Source organism: Butyrivibrio fibrisolvens, assembly GCF_037113525.1.
Classification (GTDB): Bacteria; Bacillota; Clostridia; order Lachnospirales; family Lachnospiraceae; genus Butyrivibrio; species Butyrivibrio fibrisolvens.
Window position 1 is genome coordinate 42,399 of record NZ_CP146963.1, and the last position, 17,497, is coordinate 59,895.

14 protein-coding genes and 1 riboswitch are annotated in these 17,497 nt (G+C 34.9%); all 14 genes read left to right on the forward strand.

Annotated features, from left to right (window positions below; genetic code table 11):
* The first annotated feature begins 95 nt into the window (after nt 1-95).
* The 14 genes from WAA20_RS00130 to WAA20_RS00195 all read left to right on the forward strand — a co-directional run bounded on the left by WAA20_RS00130 (nt 96) and on the right by WAA20_RS00195 (nt 17,482).
* Nucleotides 96-3,764: a hypothetical protein gene (locus WAA20_RS00130; protein WP_338801965.1), complete on the forward strand. Its 3,669-nt coding sequence runs from the start codon at nt 96-98 to the stop codon at nt 3,762-3,764.
* Nucleotides 3,754-4,557, forward strand: a complete 804-nt coding sequence (locus WAA20_RS00135; RefSeq protein WP_073390568.1) for a hypothetical protein — start codon at nt 3,754-3,756, stop codon at nt 4,555-4,557. The genes WAA20_RS00130 and WAA20_RS00135 overlap by 11 nt, the downstream gene beginning before the upstream one ends.
* 344 nt (nt 4,558-4,901) lie before the next feature.
* Nucleotides 4,902-8,258: a hypothetical protein gene (locus WAA20_RS00140; protein ID WP_338801966.1), complete on the forward strand. Its 3,357-nt coding sequence runs from the start codon at nt 4,902-4,904 to the stop codon at nt 8,256-8,258.
* Entirely contained in the window at nt 8,218-9,222 is a 1,005-nt protein-coding gene (locus WAA20_RS00145; protein WP_073388348.1) for a leucine-rich repeat protein, read from the forward strand. The genes WAA20_RS00140 and WAA20_RS00145 overlap by 41 nt, the downstream gene beginning before the upstream one ends.
* Nucleotides 9,223-9,353: 131 nt before the next feature.
* Nucleotides 9,354-10,445 carry a hypothetical protein gene (locus WAA20_RS00150; protein ID WP_073388346.1) on the forward strand — a complete coding sequence of 364 codons (1,092 nt, stop codon included), beginning with the start codon at nt 9,354-9,356 and terminating at the stop codon, nt 10,443-10,445.
* Nucleotides 10,446-10,494: 49 nt separating this feature from the next.
* Entirely contained in the window at nt 10,495-10,689 is a 195-nt protein-coding gene (locus WAA20_RS00155; RefSeq protein WP_073388345.1) for a hypothetical protein, read from the forward strand.
* Nucleotides 10,690-10,955: 266 nt separating this feature from the next.
* Nucleotides 10,956-11,082, forward strand: a riboswitch (cyclic di-GMP riboswitch).
* Nucleotides 11,083-11,257: 175 nt separating this feature from the next.
* Nucleotides 11,258-11,557 carry a hypothetical protein gene (locus tag WAA20_RS00160; protein ID WP_073388343.1) on the forward strand — a complete coding sequence of 100 codons (300 nt, stop codon included), beginning with the start codon at nt 11,258-11,260 and terminating at the stop codon, nt 11,555-11,557.
* A 42-nt stretch (nt 11,558-11,599) separates the two neighbouring features.
* Entirely contained in the window at nt 11,600-11,908 is a 309-nt protein-coding gene (locus WAA20_RS00165; RefSeq protein ID WP_073388342.1) for a hypothetical protein, read from the forward strand.
* A gap of 87 nt (nt 11,909-11,995) precedes the next feature.
* A complete protein-coding gene (locus WAA20_RS00170; RefSeq protein ID WP_073388340.1) occupies nt 11,996-12,334 on the forward strand; it encodes a hypothetical protein in 339 nt (112 codons plus the stop codon).
* A 44-nt stretch (nt 12,335-12,378) separates the two neighbouring features.
* Complete coding sequence (locus WAA20_RS00175) at nt 12,379-13,089, forward strand: hypothetical protein (RefSeq protein ID WP_073388339.1); 711 nt, start codon at nt 12,379-12,381, stop codon at nt 13,087-13,089.
* A 145-nt stretch (nt 13,090-13,234) separates the two neighbouring features.
* Nucleotides 13,235-15,766, forward strand: a complete 2,532-nt coding sequence (locus WAA20_RS00180) for a hypothetical protein (RefSeq protein ID WP_073388337.1) — start codon at nt 13,235-13,237, stop codon at nt 15,764-15,766.
* On the forward strand, nt 15,766-16,488 hold the full coding sequence (locus tag WAA20_RS00185) for a hypothetical protein (RefSeq protein ID WP_073388336.1): 723 nt from the start codon (nt 15,766-15,768) through the stop codon (nt 16,486-16,488). Before WAA20_RS00180 ends, WAA20_RS00185 begins: the two co-directional genes overlap by 1 nt.
* 104 nt (nt 16,489-16,592) lie before the next feature.
* A complete protein-coding gene (locus WAA20_RS00190) occupies nt 16,593-16,913 on the forward strand; it encodes a hypothetical protein (protein ID WP_073388334.1) in 321 nt (106 codons plus the stop codon).
* A 29-nt stretch (nt 16,914-16,942) separates the two neighbouring features.
* Entirely contained in the window at nt 16,943-17,482 is a 540-nt protein-coding gene (locus WAA20_RS00195) for a hypothetical protein (protein WP_073388333.1), read from the forward strand.
* Nucleotides 17,483-17,497: the final 15 nt, after the last annotated feature.

Here is a 17,497-nt window from a genome sequence, read left to right on the forward strand (position 1 = left end):
CGTAAGATATTGTTGAGTTTTTATAACTTTCTGATCGTTTAACATATAGAAATCAGAAATATTAAATATTTTCAAAAAGTATAGGAGCACAACTTATGGGCAGAATCAAATGGAACCTCGACCTACTTGAAGAGGTGAAGAAACAGCATGACGAAGCAATGACCGCAACAGAACAGGTTATCAATAACGGAAAATCTGATCTTTCATCCTTGACAGAAGACGTCTGGGAAGGCGAAGATGGCGATATGGCAAGAGACCAGCTTCATGATCTTCTAAATAAAGAGATGGTAGAGACATGGAAGGAACTCGATGCATGTAATGAAGCTATACAGAAGGCTCAAAAGACAGCATATGAATCAAAGAATTTCTGTAACAGATTCCCGCAGATATTCAGAAGTGGATCCATGCCTTCAGAATCAGATCAGGGCGCATGCAGTGGAGATCTTTTATGCGATAACGATAGCTGTTCTTCTCTTAAAGACTCTATGTCAGAAGCAGGACAGAGAGCATTAAACGTAAAGAGTAAGGTAGAAAGTGCAGAAAGTGTCCTTGCAGAGCTCGAAACAGATGTTGCAAAATTCGATTACTCTTCATATACAGAGCCAATCAAAACCCAGACACAGAATGTTGCAGATCGCACAGGTGTTTATAATAGTTCTGTTAGTAGATACGAACAGAAAACTCAGGAAATGGATAATACATTTTCTAATGAGCTTATAGCTGCAACTCCAGTGGCAGTACCTGAACCATTTGATCCTTCATGTCTTGAACTTGGTGACGATGTTCATATGAAGGATGGAGATATCATCAACTTCCTTGAAGAATATAATGCTGTAGAACTTGGTGGTAAATTAAGTGATGCCCAGCTTGAAAATATACTTGAAAGGCTTTTTGATAAGAAAGATATAGATGTATCAAGACTTTCAGAAGAGGACTTTGGTATTGCTTTTATTAATCTTCCTGAAGAACAGAAAAAAGCAGTACTTCTTGAAATGGGATACTCTAACGACCAGATAGAGTCTATACTTGAATCATGCAAAGGTCAGAAAGGCCCAGCTGCAGGTTCAGCCTTTGCAAGAACACTTGTTGATAGAATAGCAGGTAAAAATAAGAATAGATACCATGGTGGTGATGATAAGACAGTATTAAAAAAAGCGCTTGGCTTATCTGGATTAAGAAGACCTGGCGATGGAATTGCTAAGACTCATGCTGAAACATATGCTGGTGATGAAAAATTATTCGGAAAAGCATCTGAAGAAACTAAAAAAGAACACAAAGAAAAGCAAAAAGAAAAACAGAAAAAGGAAGCGAATAATGATACGAGTACGATTACGTATTCAGGTGAAGCAGACTCAAACGGTACATATGATGAATATATGACAGAAGATGAAGAAGTTAATGCTGAAATCAAAAGATTGTTAGATAAGTATGAAGAAAACGGTTGTTTTGATGACGAGAATCTTAGTTGGGATCAAATGGATGATGTTACTAAAAAAGCGTTATCAAGGATAGCTGAAGTTGACATTTATAAGATAGAGTATTCTTTATCTAATTTGGAATGCGCAGAAAGCTTAAAACGCGTTGATAATATACTGTTGTATTTATGTAATGATCGTGTCCTGCCCGAAGGGACGGTATTTAATAGTAATTATTTAGATGAAATGTATGGGTATATGTCAAATGACATTGTTAAGCAGTATCTGGAAGAGTTGAAGGCATTAAAACAAGAAGATTACTCGTATACGGTAGGAGGAGTATGGCCTAATGTACATATAGGACCAGATGGAGTGGTATTTGAGCTGATAGATAATATTTCAATGGATATAACAGAGATTTTATGTCACAAATCAGATTGGAGAATTAAAGAAGAAGTGATAGCTGCAAATTTGGATGGATATCTTGAATTATTATGTGACGACGATAATTCAAATGATGAATCGGCTATCAAAGGAATAGATTTGTGGATGAAAAATTTTATAATTGAAAAAGAAGAAGACGGAAAGAGATATGTAGCATATGATGAAAAGTTAATCAAGGATGTGTTGGCATACAAATATGATGGATTAGCCCATCAATTACTTAGTTCTCTCGATAAACAAATTGAAATGAGAAGAGAAAGTGGAGAACCTGACCCCACAGTAATTGCGGAATTAACTTCAAGTTTGGCTACTATTGAAAATACATATCTTAAGGCAGAAAAATATGGAGCTGGAGTAAAACTATCAATTATTTCGGATTATTCTGATGAGATTAATGAAGTGGTGGCATATGCTGTAACCAAAACTTCTACAAAAAATTTTTTTATGAATGGTGATGAGTATGATTGGGATGCAATAAAGGAATGGTGCCAATTAGAATTGCCTTTAGCACAGGAAGTAGAATATGATTTCCTTGTAGATTGTCTTGTAAAAATGAGCGATACGAATATGGATAATTTTTTGGACAATGCACAAATAATTAAATCTTTTGGTAAGGCATATGAATATGACTATTCAGATCAAGTTATGATACTAATGGCAAAGTATGAAAAAAAAGCCAAGGACCTAGTGGTAGCAATAGATAGTGATGAGAATACTCGGAATTATACAAGAGCTATTTGCTGTTCACAGGCAGTTGCTACAGTTAAGAGATCTCAATGTATAGGATATTCAAGCTTAACATTTGACGAAGAAGAGGGCTCATATATAGTTAATTTGGATCGCTATAATGGCGTATATATCACTCAAGAAGACTATATAAAGGTATATCCGGCTTATGCAGCAAAAAATATGAGTCAAAAGATAAATGATGGTATACTTAACCTTATTGAACCTAGTAAGATGGGATGTGCAGCTTCAATTCTGGATGGACTTTTGCAATGTGCAACTATAGGAGCAATGCCATTTTCATATCTTGGGTGTGCAGTAGCAGAATATCTTGCATCTACTATAGCTGGAGGTATAGCCGCTGCGTGTGGTGTAGCAGGCAGCTATTTGGAAGATTATCGTGCCTTTAGTAGTGCTGAAGGCGGATTGGACCTACAAAGTATGGTTCTAAGTTACGGGGTCCATGGTTATTTGGTAGAACAATCAATAAATGGGGCACTTGAATACAACGTTGTCATAGATTCATTTGATGAGAGCATGATTCATGCAGCGACAATTTATTATAATGAGTGCATGGCAGGTCAATCTAATAATTCTGGTGCTAAACCAATAACCACACAACAGCTAAAAGATTCATTTTTAATGCAGAATGAAACTACTATAAATTATAGTAAATTTTTCGAAAATGGGGGCGAAGATAGAATTGATGATATTAGCTATACGATAGGCTTAATTGCAGGATATTTGAATGATGGTGATTATTTTTATCGTTCAAATGATATAACATCTATGCAAGCAAGTGAAGCGGCAGAAGTATACATTCGTATGAGAGAGTATGTTGAACAATATCCCCAAAATTATAGAGGTGTTGAAAATTTAGAACAGTTAACTGATATTGAATTAAAAAAAGTATATCAGATACTCTTAATTGCAGGATATATGTATGAGGGTGAAGATTCAAGTGATATAACACCTGAGCAAGCAAATGAAGAAGGTGAAGATTCAAATGATATAACACCTGAGCAAGTAAATGAAGCGGAAGAAGTTTATGCTCGTATGAAAACGTATATCGAACAACATCCTGAAAAATATGGTGATGTTAAAAATTTGGAACAGTTATCTGATGCTGAATTACAAACATTATATCAATTGGAAGAAGGTATAATTGATGAAGAATAAGAAGATAATTTATCTAATATTCCTGTTTTTAGTGCTTATTATATCTGTGGCAATAATATATAAAGCATATGGATACTATCAAAATTATAAAAGAGAAGAGTATTATAACGAATGGGCAGATAAGTTTTTTTTCATAAAAAATAGTGATGGTGAAAAGACTATTGAAGAGTATGAACTTAAAGTTCAAGCTTTTTATTTTAATATGGAATATGGGAAAAGCTATACTTTAGAGGATCTTGAAAATGCATATTATGAAAGAAATGCCTTGTTCTATGATTATATGGATACTTATTTTGAGGTAAGATATTATCCGGAGGAATTATTTGACTCATTAGATATTATTGTTTGGGAAGAATATAGGACTGTATTTAGTCATCTTACATCAGAAGAACAAGATAGAGTAATGGAAATATATCTAGAAGAACAGAAACTTGTTTTAAATTATTATGGCGATAGTCGTATTAAACTCTGTAAGTTAGAGTATATGCAGCAAAAAGAGTTCTATAAAATGTATAATGATGCTTCCTATGTATTGGATGATAAAAAAATGGAAACAGATGAACCATTTGATGGAAGAACAAAGTATGAGGAACACCTTGTTATAACAAAGATTGAAGGAGATACTTTTACGCTTGAAAACGAACAACATGGAGATGTTATTACGTATATTGGAACATATAACGGATCTAACAATTTTGAGGTGGGAGATCTAGTTTTTGTAGAGTTTTACTTTTATTCATATTCACATGATACGTACTTTGATATTCAGTTTGAAAAGATGGAAAAAGAATAAATGTGTTATTGAAAATGGAAGAAATGTTGGAATTTCAGTAATGATGTTATGAATAATTTATATTTCGATATTTTGAGTCTATTATTTATAAAGAGTGATGTCACATGGCATCGCTCTTTTTTGTTGCCAGAAAAGAAATGATTTGAAAGTGACATGAATCTGTTGTTGATGTAAAAAAATCATTAGATGTATTTCGTCGTATAAAAAATGCATTTCATCGGATAGTAAGGTGACAAAATGCAAATAAGAGTAAGATAATTTCGGGCTTTTATACCTTTCTGATTGATCATCATATAAAAATCAGAAAATCTTTAAATAATTTATAAAGTATTGGAGTAAATCTTATGGGTAGAATCAAATGGAACCTCGACTTACTTGAAGAGGTAAAGAAACAGCATGACGAAGCAATGACCGCAACAGAACAGGTTATCAATAACGGAAAATCTGACCTTTCATCTATGACAGAAGACGTCTGGGAAGGTGAAGACGGCGACATGGCAAGAGACCAGCTTCATGATCTTCTTAATAAGGAGATGGTAGAGACATGGAAGGAACTCGATGCATGTAATGAAGCTATACAGAAAGCTCAAAAGACAGCATATGAATCAAAGAATTTCTGCAACAGATTCCCGCAGATATTCAGAAGTGGATCCATGCCTTCAGAGTCAGACCAGGGCGCATGCAGTGGAGATCTTTTATGTGATAATGATAGCTGTTCTTCTCTTAAAGACTCTATGTCAGAAGCAGGTCAGAGAGCATTAAACGTAAAGAGTAAGGTTGAAAGTGCTGAAAGTATCCTCGCAGAGCTTGAAACAGATGTAGCAAGATTCGATTACTCATCATATACAGATCCAATCAAAACACAGACACAAAACGTTGCTGATCGCACAGGTGTTTATAATAGTTCTGTTAGTAGATACGAACAGAAAACTCAGGAAATGGATAATACTTTTTCAAATGAGCTTATAGCTGCAACTCCAGTGGCAGTACCTGAACCATTTGATCCTTCATGTCTTGAACTTGGTGATGATGTTCATATGAAGGATGGAGATATCATCAACTTCCTTGAAGAATATAATGCTGTAGAACTTGGTGGAAAACTGAGTGATGCACAGCTTGAAAATATACTGGCAATGCTCTTTGATAAGAAAGATATAGATGTATCCGGATTATCAGAAGAGGACTTTGGTATTGCTTTTATTAATCTTCCTGAAGAACAGAAAAAAGCAGTACTCCTTGAAATGGGATACTCTAGCGACCAGATAGAGTCTATACTTGAATCATGCAAAGGTCAGAAAGGCCCAGGTGCAGGTTCAGCCTTTGCAAGAACTCTTATTGATAGAATAGCAGGTAAAAATAGAGATAAATACCATAGTGTTACAGATAAGGCAGGACTTGCAAAAGCTTTAGGTCTGGCTGGATTAAAAAAACCAGGTCAAAGAGATTTTGGTATTGCAAATACTAATTCTGAAAAATATGATGCAGCTAGTGCTGCAGGTGGAGCAACATCAAAAGATAATCAAAAACCTAAACAAAAGCCTAAAGATAATAAATCAGGAAATAATCCATCCAGTTCAGGCACGACATCAACAGGAAATAATACAACATCTACAGCTGATCCTTATGCCGAGTATAAGACAGGTGATGAAAAAGTGGATGCAGAAATAGATAGATTGTTTGAAACGTATGGAGATGATCTGTCTAAGTGTTATGAGGATGATGATTTTAGTTGGGAAACCGCATCTGACACTACTAGAAGAGCATTATCTAGAATAGCAGAAGTTGATTTTGAAAAGATAGAACACTCTTTTTCCGATGATGAATGTGCAAAAAGTGAAGAGAGAATAAATAATATTCTTCTTTATATGGTTACACCTAAGGACTCTATAGATGAAACGGTGTTTAATTGCAATTATTTAGAAGAAATGTATGGCTACATGACTAACGGAATCTCTAAAAAGTATATTAAAGATTTAGAGGCTCTCCAGCGTTATGATTATAATGGCTATGTTCCAGGATTTGCATTGCCAAAGATATGGGTTGATAGAGCTGGAGTGTATTTGGGATTTGAGGATATAAATGGGGAAATGTTTGAAATGATGCACCATACATCTATAGTGCGAACTAATGAATACATGCATAAATGTGAAAAAGAAAATCCTGGTTGTTTTGACTATGCTCGTTCTATAATGAGCGAAGATAAGATTGTTGCGATGTACAATAATACGATTACATCAGGCGACATGGAACTTATCGACAATTTATTGAGGTCTGACTCTAAATATATGGATGTATTCAGTGTTGATCCTACAAGGATAAGTGATGTAGGATCAATGCTTCTTGCACAATATGGATGTTATCTATTATCATCTTCCAAAGATAAAGGAGGAGACTATGAAACTTACTATAATAATTTCTTAAGTCAGATAGTGACCCCTTATCAAGACACGGATGATATTAGTGAGTATAAAAATATAAGCGAGAATGGATATCCAGAAAAATATGCTCGTGGATGTTCTTTATTTACGGACGCCTTCTTGACAGTAGCTTGGGCTACAGATCCTTGGAATTTTGATAAAGAAAAATTAAAAGAGCTTGACATTTTTGATGATGAACTTCTGGATAAGTTATGCAATTCAGATGAGGAGTTGCTAAAAGGTATTAATTTAGCAAAAGAAAATGAATTGATTGCTTTTTCATTAAAAGGATATGCAGCTAACGAAGATCAGAAGAGTGGATCTGAAGTAGTAGGAGTAAAAGTAAGGGTTGATAATACAGATGGAGAATTAAAACTATATATTAAGAATATTAATAAAAATCCAGTTTATGATTTGAGCAATAATGGAAGTTATAATGGAGGTAATTATATTGATTTTGAAGGGTATGAGCTAAGTGAAGCCACTGAAGAAAAAGAATTAGATTTATCATCTAGCAGTGGACTTGAAGCAATAGGTCATCTTACAGAAGATAATATAAAAAATCTTAGAGGCAAAAAAAATGAAATAGCAAAAGATATATCACTTGATACGGCAATCAGTATTGTTGGAATATATTCAGAATCCGCAGCAGCTTTTCTAAAGGTGGTAAAGGCTGTTGCAGAATATGATGGTACAGCACTTGCGGACGAGGTAACTGATATAGTCGACCTTGGAAAAAAAGTAAAGACAGGAGTATCATTATATTCTGCAATGTCTGATTTGATTAGCAAATACGAGGACATAGATGGTGATATAAAAAAATACAAAGATATGGCTGGCGTTGCAAACTTTTACACTGGAAATGTTTATTCGGGTGCTGGAATAGGGGGATATTATTGTAAAATCGATGATTTGAATAAGATCAGGCTGATGCAAAAATGGAATAAGAATGGTATTAAAGCTTTAGTAGGCGATACTGTTGGAAATAAATTAGCAGAAGATGTTGGGTCTATGGCACATTATGTCTATACTAATCAGAAATTGTTTTGGTTAGATCATTTATTTAATACAACAGTTTTTTCTGGTGAGGATTTTTCTGAAGAGGAAATTACTAGGGCATTTAATACATTTATATTTGGATGCGATTCTGGTTATGATACTTACGACTCATTAAAAGATATTCCTGAATCTTTATATATAATGTGTGAAAATAAAATTAATAACGAGTTAGGAGGTGGTGAAGATGCTATACAAAATCAAATTCAAAATTATGTCGATGGTTAATAAAATGAGAAAAATAGTATGGAAACATTATGGAAAACAACCCCAAAAACGAATCTTTAAATTTTTTGCGATGCTTATTGCAATTATAATATTAGCAATAAGCATTGATGTAAACTGGTTATGGGTAGGTGATTATAGAATACTAATTCCTTTTGATTTTAAAACAGTTCACCTGGAAGATTATCGAGGTGATGAATCAATGGTAATTCCGTCTCAAATTGGGCCATTTACAGTGAATCATGTGAATTTTAGTATATTTAGAGAAAATGAAAATATAACATCTCTATATATACCTTCAGATTTTGATCCAGAAGTGCTTATAGGTATTGAAGAGTGTGTAAATCTAAAAAGGATAGAGTTTGAAAAAGGAACAACCGTACTAAGTATACAGGTATTTGATTGCGATAATTTAGAAGAAGTAATTATTCCCGAAGGAGTTATAGAACTTAATGGGTGTTTTAGACGATGTGCTTCATTGGAAGATATAAAGTTTCCTAGTACTTTAAAAAAGGCGAAAAAACGTGATTTTGAAAATTCAAATATATATGACTTACACAAGAATGAAAAATATTATGTGGTAGGAGATGGAGTATTACTATTCTATAATGGAGACTACAATCAAGAAATTGTTATACCTATAGGGATAAAATGTTTTGATGATTATATTCCGAAGGATGAAATAATTCCAAGAAATGTTTATATTCCGGATACAATATCAATACTTCGTACACAGGTATCTGATGCAGATATCTTTTATTTTGGAGATGGAGAAATCGAAAACCTAGATTTGAATTGTCTTTCAGAAGGGATAAAAGGAACCATTGTAGCCCCAGCCAATTCTTATGTTGAGCAATATTGCAAAGAAAATGGCTATAATTTCCGCGTCATGACAGACGAGGAAGAAAAGGAGTGGCGTGAAAAGACCGAGGCTGCAGCATCTGAGATAACTTATCAGGAGAACTAAAAACGGATATAAGTTGGAAATTCCCGTGCCTGTACAAATCGCTATGCGTCAGGCACGGGAATTTTTTGGGGAGACTGGATTGATTGCCCAGCAAAAAGGTGCCTTGCCCCTTATCTTGGTTAGGAGGCTTTATGAGGAAGAAAGTTTTAAGTATATTATTGATTATATGCTTCATTATTGTATTTGCTTTATCCAGTATATTTTTATATTATATGATTCGCTTTCACATTAATATATACACTTTTGATATAGATTTATCTAAAGAAAATATCATCATGACTGAAGATGTTGCCGATTCTGAAGATTATAATCTTTCAGCCGATTATATGAAAATGTATTATTCAAATGGTACAGATGAATGTTATATCTATGAAACTGAAACTACAATACCGGGTGCTGGAGTTGTAGATGGTTTTTATATGGTTAATAATGCAAGAGGTCTGACAGCATATCTATATAATTATGAGGATTTTGGACTCTTTTATGATACTACGGCTGATTATAAATATAACTGGCGTGTTAAGGATAAGTTTAGCTTTTTTGATACTTTAGTATATGACGCAGAGGATGGAAGCCTTGTAAAAACGATAGATGTGCTTGAACTCATTGGTGAAGAACAGTGTAATAATTACAATATATATAGCAGCTGGATGTTCGAATATGAGAAGCAACCTTATATTGCCTGGATGATAAAGGACAATACTAAATATTATTTAAAAGATGGTACTGATAATGAAAAAAATATTCTTATCTATAACGTTAATGCCGGCGAAAGTTGGATAACAGATTATTCGGAGTATAAAACGCTTGCATATTCTGAGGAAAATATGACTTCTGGGTATACTGATGATGAATATGAGATTTTTTATAATACTCAGTTCATAAAGAATAATGAAAAAAACTTGCGTGATTATGTTTATATTGAGTCCAATAGTTTATATACAAGAATAACATTTTGTGGAGATTCTCTGCCAGATAATAACAGCGAGTTGTATTCAAGATTTCCGGATCTTAAGGATTACCCTTATAATGCAAAATCTTGGACTATTATAACTATGCCTTATCAATCAGATCTTGATTATGTAGCAGGACTATTACTGGAAGATGGTGAAGAATGGAACTTTGATGGAGTAAGTGTAATGGCTTATGAATCAATCGATGGAAAGGAACATGTAGTCAGTTCTTTTAAAGAATATGCTGAATATACAAAGAAAGATAAATAGGTATAGAAGAACAGGTCATTGTAAAGAAAACAGATACAATTTTCGAGTAATGACAGATGTGTTCGATGAAGGAACCATGGAATATGATATTTTACATGGTGGATTCTCGTTTGCTGATGTTGATTATTCAAAATTTGATAAAGCGATGATCAATATTGATTCTGCATTACACAAAGGAACAACAGATCCAAGGGACATGCATGATTTCTGGGAAGAAGCTGCACAGATCGAAGCTGATTTTTAAGGGAATCAGTATGAAATAATAGCAATTATTAGTACCTTTTTAGGGGATGATGTCAGAGACATTACCCCCTAATTTTTGCATTTCGTCATCCAAAAATGCATTTCGTCGTATAAATCTTACCGTTCGTCGGATGACGAACTGCAAATTAATATAAATAGATATAATAAATACAGCTTTTGTGTACTTTCAAAAAGCGATCTGCTATGTACAATTACAATTCAGGATAGTGTTAATGATATCTTTATTCATAAACATTATCTACGACATAATGAGGTTGGCAAACTTCCGGTGACGGTAGGACGCAAAGCTGTAAGTCTACTGGAGATTATTATTTAGTAATGACTCCGAGTCCAAAGATGGACTTTGTATATGATAGATGGTTTGGCTGCAAGAGTTTTGGATTATTCTTGCGGCCTTTTTTACGGCTTAAGCCATCTGATAGTTCCGAAATAAAGCATGTAGATAGCAAGAATAATAAACGAAGGTATCAGAACGATAAGAAGAATGCAGATTTATCGGACTGTAACCATATAACAACAAAAAGTTTAAGAAAATGGAGGAAAAACAAATGGCAAATCGTGTAGGTATCGATCCAGAGATTGCACAGGAGGGAATCACAAATCTCCAGGCTGTAATGGACTTACTTCAGGAGGCAAAAGATGCATATCTTCCTTACAGAGATAACTGTAACGAAGTATTCGGAGATGAGCTTGGAGCTCAGGTTCATGAAGTAGGTGAGAAGCTTCTTACTGGTATGGATCAGGTAAATGAATCAACAGAGTCATACATCAAATGGGGAAAAGATCTCGTAGATTCATATATTAGCGTTAAGGATAGCTGCAAAGCATTATTTGAAAGATTCCTTTAATTAACAGATAACAAGAATAAGAGAAAATGGAGGAAAACTAACATGGCATTAACTACAAGTGCAATAGCAATTGATACAATAGGAGTAGATGAGACAGCTACAGCTACAGGAAAGGTAGCAGAGAGCATTTCAGAAGTATCTGAAAAAGGTTGGCAGGCAATCGAGTCTCTTGCAAACGATGCAATCGCAGGTAACTCTTCAACACAGCTCAGCGCAACTGGTTCAGAGTTCACAAACGATATTAAGACTTTAGTTGGATATGCTCAGAGCTTAATGCAGGCTATCAGCAAAACAGGTCTTGAATTCACAGCTGTTGACGAAGCAGGTTCACGTGCTGCTCAGGGTAAATAAGCATAAATATGTTTATTTTATGACTGTCTGCGCTGATAAGGCGCAGACAGTTAATTAATTTATTACCTGTTTAGGAGGGACACAGTAATGGCTTGCAGGTGTGCAGAAAAAGACATGTGCTTAAGAGATATAGGTCGCCTAATTAAGGCTAATGGATACATGGGGGAGGCCGCATCAGAAGATTCAAGCATGAACAGTAATCTTGATAGTGCAAAAGGAAAGGTGCCCACGTCATATACATCAGATACTGAAGGAGAACTGTTTGGTTCTATAGATGAGGTTCATAACGAAGTATCTGGAAAAATTTCTGGTTGTATTTCAGAAATATCCGCAGCAGAACAAAGAGTAAAAGCAAAATACGATGAGTATGATGCTGAAGATAGAATATATCATGAAGAATTAGCTAGACAAGCACAAGAGGCATAGTATTAAGTGGATTTGGCTCGTAATACTAACAAGGAGAGATGGTCATGAAAAACAGAATATTCATGTTAGTGCCGCAGGTATTCCATATAGCTGACAAACTGGGAGTTTATAGTGACGACCAGACCCATATGATCGATAAATATTATGAAACATCGATGAAGATGGTTGATGATATGGAAGGAAAGTCAAAATTAAGTCTTGAAACAGCAGCCACCCATATCAAGTTAGAAACATATGATGCTATAGGAAGAATGACTGGCTTTAACATAGTATATAAACTTACCGGAAATAACAGACTGCTTTTAGATGACGAAGGCGCAGAATCTGCACAGGAAGAGGCACTTGGAGCAGGAAGAAAAGGTAAGATCAGAACAGGTATGACTGGTGCTATGACAGCGGCAACAGCAGGAGCGGTTGCAGGTGCGACAGCGGCAGCAGTAGTTTCTGACGCAGCAGAATCTGTCAGAGAAGTAGCAGAAGAATATATGAGAACACCAGATGAAATAGTCAGAGAATATAAATCAGAAGCTGCAATGCCTGAAATAGGAATTGGAATTCCATTTGAAAGCGAAGGCGTAGTAAGGGCGGAAGAATTGTCTACATCTAATGTGATAGTAGGTGATGCAATGGAAGCTGTCACTGCTAGTGCAGAAGCCTATGAATCTGTATCAGCATCAGTAGAAGCAGCTGCTGGTGGAGAGGCTGTGGCAGCAGGTGTAGCCGCAGAAGCAGCAGGCGAAGTTGCAGGCGTATAAACAAAAATGAATCATAGATTAATAAGAATTATTACATGAGCAGAGCGGGATTCCTTCTCTGCTTATTTATTACAATGGAATATAGCGATCAATATATAAGGTGATCTTTATATATATTGGAAAGAGTTAATATTAGGGAGAGTATATGAGTAGAATAAAATGGAACCTCGATCTTCTTGAAGAGGTGAAGCAGCAGCATGATGAAGCAATGGCTACAACAGAACAGGTAATCAATAGCGGAAAAGCTGATCTTTCATCCATGACAGAAGAGGTCTGGGAAGGCGAAGATGCAGATATGGCAAGGGACCAGCTTCATGACCTTCTTAGCAAGGAGATGGCAGAGACATGGAAAGAACTTGATATATGTAATGAAGCTATACAGAAAGCTCAAAAGACAGCATATGAATCAAAGAATTTCTGCAACAGATTTCCGCAGATATTCAGAAGTGGATCCATGCCTTCAGAGTCAGACCAGGGCGTATGCAATGGAGATCTTTTATGTGATGATGACAGCTGTTCTTCTCTTATTGATTCTATGCTTGAAGCTGGACAGAGAGCATTAAACGTAAAGAGTAAGGTTGAAAGTGCTGAAAGTATCCTTGCAGAGCTTGAAACAGATGTAGCAAGATTCGATTACTCATCATACACAGATCCTATTAAAACTCAGACACAGAATGTTGCAGATCGAACAGGTGTTTACAATAGCGCAGTTAGTCGTTATGAGCAGAAGACTCAGGATATGGATAATACATTTTCAAATGAGCTACTAGGTGCAACACCAATAACAGTGCCTGAACCATTTGATCCTTCATGCCTTGAACTTGGTGATCAGATTCATATGAAGGATGGAGATGTTATCAATTTCCTTGAAGACTATCAAGGCGTGGAAATTGGTGGCAAATTCACTGAAGCGCAGTTGGACAATATTCTTAAAATGCTCTTTGGAAAAAGAGCTATTGATGTTGCCTCTCTTTCCGAAAAGGATTTTGATATTGCACTAATTAATCTTCCAGAAGATAAGCGAAAGGCAGTTCTAATGGAAATGGGATTGTCGGCTACACAAATTGGTATCATTTTAGAGCGTTGTGATAGATTGAAAACAGGTTCTTTAAATGGAAAATCTATCTTTGGGAAAAGCATGTATCAACTTTTGAAAAATAATGCATCTTCTTTTAAAGCAAAAAATATGGATTATAAAACATCTAATGCTTCGAATGGAAACTCTATAGCCCAAATTAAAAACACCCAAAACAAGCAAAACACAGGAACCAAGACAACTAATAATGGAAACCAGAAAACTCCGAATTATGAATCTCTCCAGACGCAGTATGGATTCTCAGATGAAGAGATGACGTACTTAATTGATAATCATCCGGAACTGTTAAGTCAATTGTATGGAGCAAATGCTCATAGTACATCGGATGCTGAAATAATATATAACAATATTGTTGCAGAGCTATGTGAGTATCATGTGAGTCAGTTAAAGAATAAAGATGGTTCTTTGAAGATGGATGATATTTGCGCTTACATGAACAAAGAGCCATTGGATATAACTATCTCAGAATATTTAGCACTTTGTGAACTGTTCGATGAAATGGATAAAAATTCAAATGATAATTCTCAAAAGGAACAGTTTATACAAGCAGGTTTTAAATGCGAGAAGGTATATACAGATTATTCTACAACTGGTGGTGGAAGTGGTTATTACAAATATACACGTTCTGAAACATTTGAAATGTTTACCAAAGTTTATTGTAAAAACTTTGGATTGTCTCTTTCTGAGTTTGATGTAACTCTTAGAGATGGAGAATCAACAGAAGATGCCAAAAAAAGAATTGAAAAAGCAAATCATAAAATGGATAATTATAATTTGCTTTATGCAGTTACTTATGCTACAGATAGTACATTTAAAGGAGGATCTTTTAGTAATGCAGCTGGTTTGGGTGTGCATGATGATGGAGACACTCTAAAAATATCTATAAATGAGGTAGGGGATCAGTATAAGATCAGTGTAAAGACATACCACAAGAATAAGGTTACACCAAATATTGAAACAGATGCTCTTAGTTACAATAAAGAATTTACTATTTACAAATTTGATTTTTGCTTGGGAGATTCATTTACTCAAGCATCAAATAATGCAGCAGAAGGTTTAAGGATAGATGTTGATAGAATAGCTACGAACAAAGTGATCGACTTTGTCTCAAAAGAGATTTTTCAAGAAGGAGTAGATGCTATTAATGCTGCTGGTAGAATACCGTTTTTGAGCACGGGATTTACATTGCTTACGCTTTATGCTGATATTCAAAAAGAGAAACTTCAAGCTGAGCATACAAATGGAGTTGTTGATACTATTCAATATGATAATAACGCATCTAAGTATTTGAATAAAATTAATTGTGCAGGATCGTTGATTGTAGATCAGGATGGAAATGCATACATAACCTCTTATAATTATGATGTAGAAAAAGTTAAACAGAGGATAGAAGAATATAATTCCATGTATCCTGATAATAAAGTTGATTTTAATGAGGATACTTTTATTAATGATTTATTGACAAATGAGGAGTATCGTAACAGTCTAGACCCAGAGGGAAGTAGCACAAGCTTTTTTGATTATTGGGATGAACAAGAAAATGCTTGTAGTGATCAAAATGTAAATACGGAGGAAGGTTGATGAAAAAGCAAATAATACTATTGGGAATAGTAATTGTATTACTTGCATCAGCTTTTTTATACAGATTCTTTTGTATGAAAGATGAAACAATTAAAATCGAAATTGGTAAAAACGAAATATATGAGGTGGAGTTAGACACTTATGAACAATACTATAATGTATTGTTAGATTATGCTATGGTTCATGTAAAAGGAAAAGTAGAATCAATAGATAAAGGATATAGTACTTTTACAGAAATTAAGATAGTTGACGATTTAAGTGAAGATGAATTGACCATATGTGCTCATGATTACCCTAAGGATATTGAAATAGGAAGTGTTATTTATGTGTACGGAATGATTCAACCTGATGAATTTGGAATTATTCTTCCAGAAGAATACGGAACGCATTATCTTATTGATACAAAATCAAGATCTTGGATGGGAACTAATATTTCTTTAGAGCTAGATAAAAGTGATTATTTATCAGTAACTGAATCTATAGAAAGAGCTCGAATGATCTATGAGCAGGTTTTGTTTGAAATGGAAGGGGATATCGAGTTATCTAAAACACAAGATGGTAACCAATATTACTATCTGGTTGATGGCAAAACAAGAATTCGTATGTACTTCCAAGGTGATTCAAATTTAAAAGACGGAGATCATGTTATTGTTGTTGGAACGGCTACTGATAATAGTAATACAATATCCGGTAAAGAAGTAAAGTATATATCTTCTGAATAGTATCATGATGAAAAAAGCACAAAGTTGCGTTGTTCCGACTTTGTGTTTTTTTAGAAGAAAGAAATGTATGAAAAATTCTATATTCATAGAAAGGAAAATAAAACGTGAAAAATAACGTTTGTAAATTTGTAGCTATAGCTATGGTAGCAACAACATTTCTATCTGGTTGCAACAGCGCACAATTAAATCTCAACTCAGATGATGATACACCCACAGAAGAATCTACCGAAGAAATATCCGAAGACAATGAAGACGCATCTTCCGATGATTCTGCAGAAGACTCATCAAAAGACGACGAATCTGATAAAACAGACGCTTCCACACAAGACACTTCCGAAGATAACGCCGAAGACGATTCCCAAAAGACATCTTCAACCAAGTCTATAGAAGAGCTGTTAGATTATGATTCAGCAGAAACGATGTAAGGTGTGAGGCGGGTGTAAGAAATGGAGATGTGCTTCAGATCATTTTCCATGTTGGATTCCAAACCAATAACAGGCGTCTCACAATAGAGGCAACGGGAGATTCTGATAATCCATACAGATTTTTTTCCAATCGTGAATTGTGGGAAGAGAATGCTGTAAAGGTAATAGATGGTACGATATACCAGAATACTGGTACGATCACTTGTGCGGTTGTCGATTCAGACAAGGGACCGGATATCGAGATCATTGTGGATAATGTTGTTACCTGTGTTGCTCATCCACGATTTAGAGATTCTGAAGATATAAACATAGAGCAGTACAGCGATGTGGTAGAGGTTGAATTTTGGGATGTGGATGACGATGGAGTTGCAGATATGATCGTTATCTTGTCAGATGGAGATGATTCTGTTGCTGTATTGTGTGAGGGTTATGTGAATCAATGGAGCGAGGGCTATACTGAACCTAAAGCGGAAGTGACCAAGTGGCTAAGCGAAAATGTCAGCGATATGACAGCGGATAATGCTATAAGTTATATTCTTGATCATAAGGATGAGTTTAATGATTTATAAATATAAGGGGTGGTG

Coding starts and splice junctions, on each gene's coding strand:
- WAA20_RS00135 (WP_073390568.1), top strand. CDS start 3,754: ATGAAGAATAAGAAGATAATTTATCTAATATTCCTGTTTTTAGTGCTT.
- WAA20_RS00160 (WP_073388343.1), top strand. CDS start 11,258: ATGGCAAATCGTGTAGGTATCGATCCAGAGATTGCACAGGAGGGAATC.
- WAA20_RS00165 (WP_073388342.1), top strand. CDS start 11,600: ATGGCATTAACTACAAGTGCAATAGCAATTGATACAATAGGAGTAGAT.
- WAA20_RS00175 (WP_073388339.1), top strand. CDS start 12,379: ATGAAAAACAGAATATTCATGTTAGTGCCGCAGGTATTCCATATAGCT.
- WAA20_RS00185 (WP_073388336.1), top strand. CDS start 15,766: ATGAAAAAGCAAATAATACTATTGGGAATAGTAATTGTATTACTTGCA.
- WAA20_RS00140 (WP_338801966.1), top strand. CDS start 4,902: ATGGGTAGAATCAAATGGAACCTCGACTTACTTGAAGAGGTAAAGAAA.
- WAA20_RS00170 (WP_073388340.1), top strand. CDS start 11,996: ATGGCTTGCAGGTGTGCAGAAAAAGACATGTGCTTAAGAGATATAGGT.
- WAA20_RS00145 (WP_073388348.1), top strand. CDS start 8,218: ATGCTATACAAAATCAAATTCAAAATTATGTCGATGGTTAATAAAATG.
- WAA20_RS00150 (WP_073388346.1), top strand. CDS start 9,354: ATGAGGAAGAAAGTTTTAAGTATATTATTGATTATATGCTTCATTATT.
- WAA20_RS00130 (WP_338801965.1), top strand. CDS start 96: ATGGGCAGAATCAAATGGAACCTCGACCTACTTGAAGAGGTGAAGAAA.
- WAA20_RS00180 (WP_073388337.1), top strand. CDS start 13,235: ATGAGTAGAATAAAATGGAACCTCGATCTTCTTGAAGAGGTGAAGCAG.
- WAA20_RS00155 (WP_073388345.1), top strand. CDS start 10,495: ATGACAGATGTGTTCGATGAAGGAACCATGGAATATGATATTTTACAT.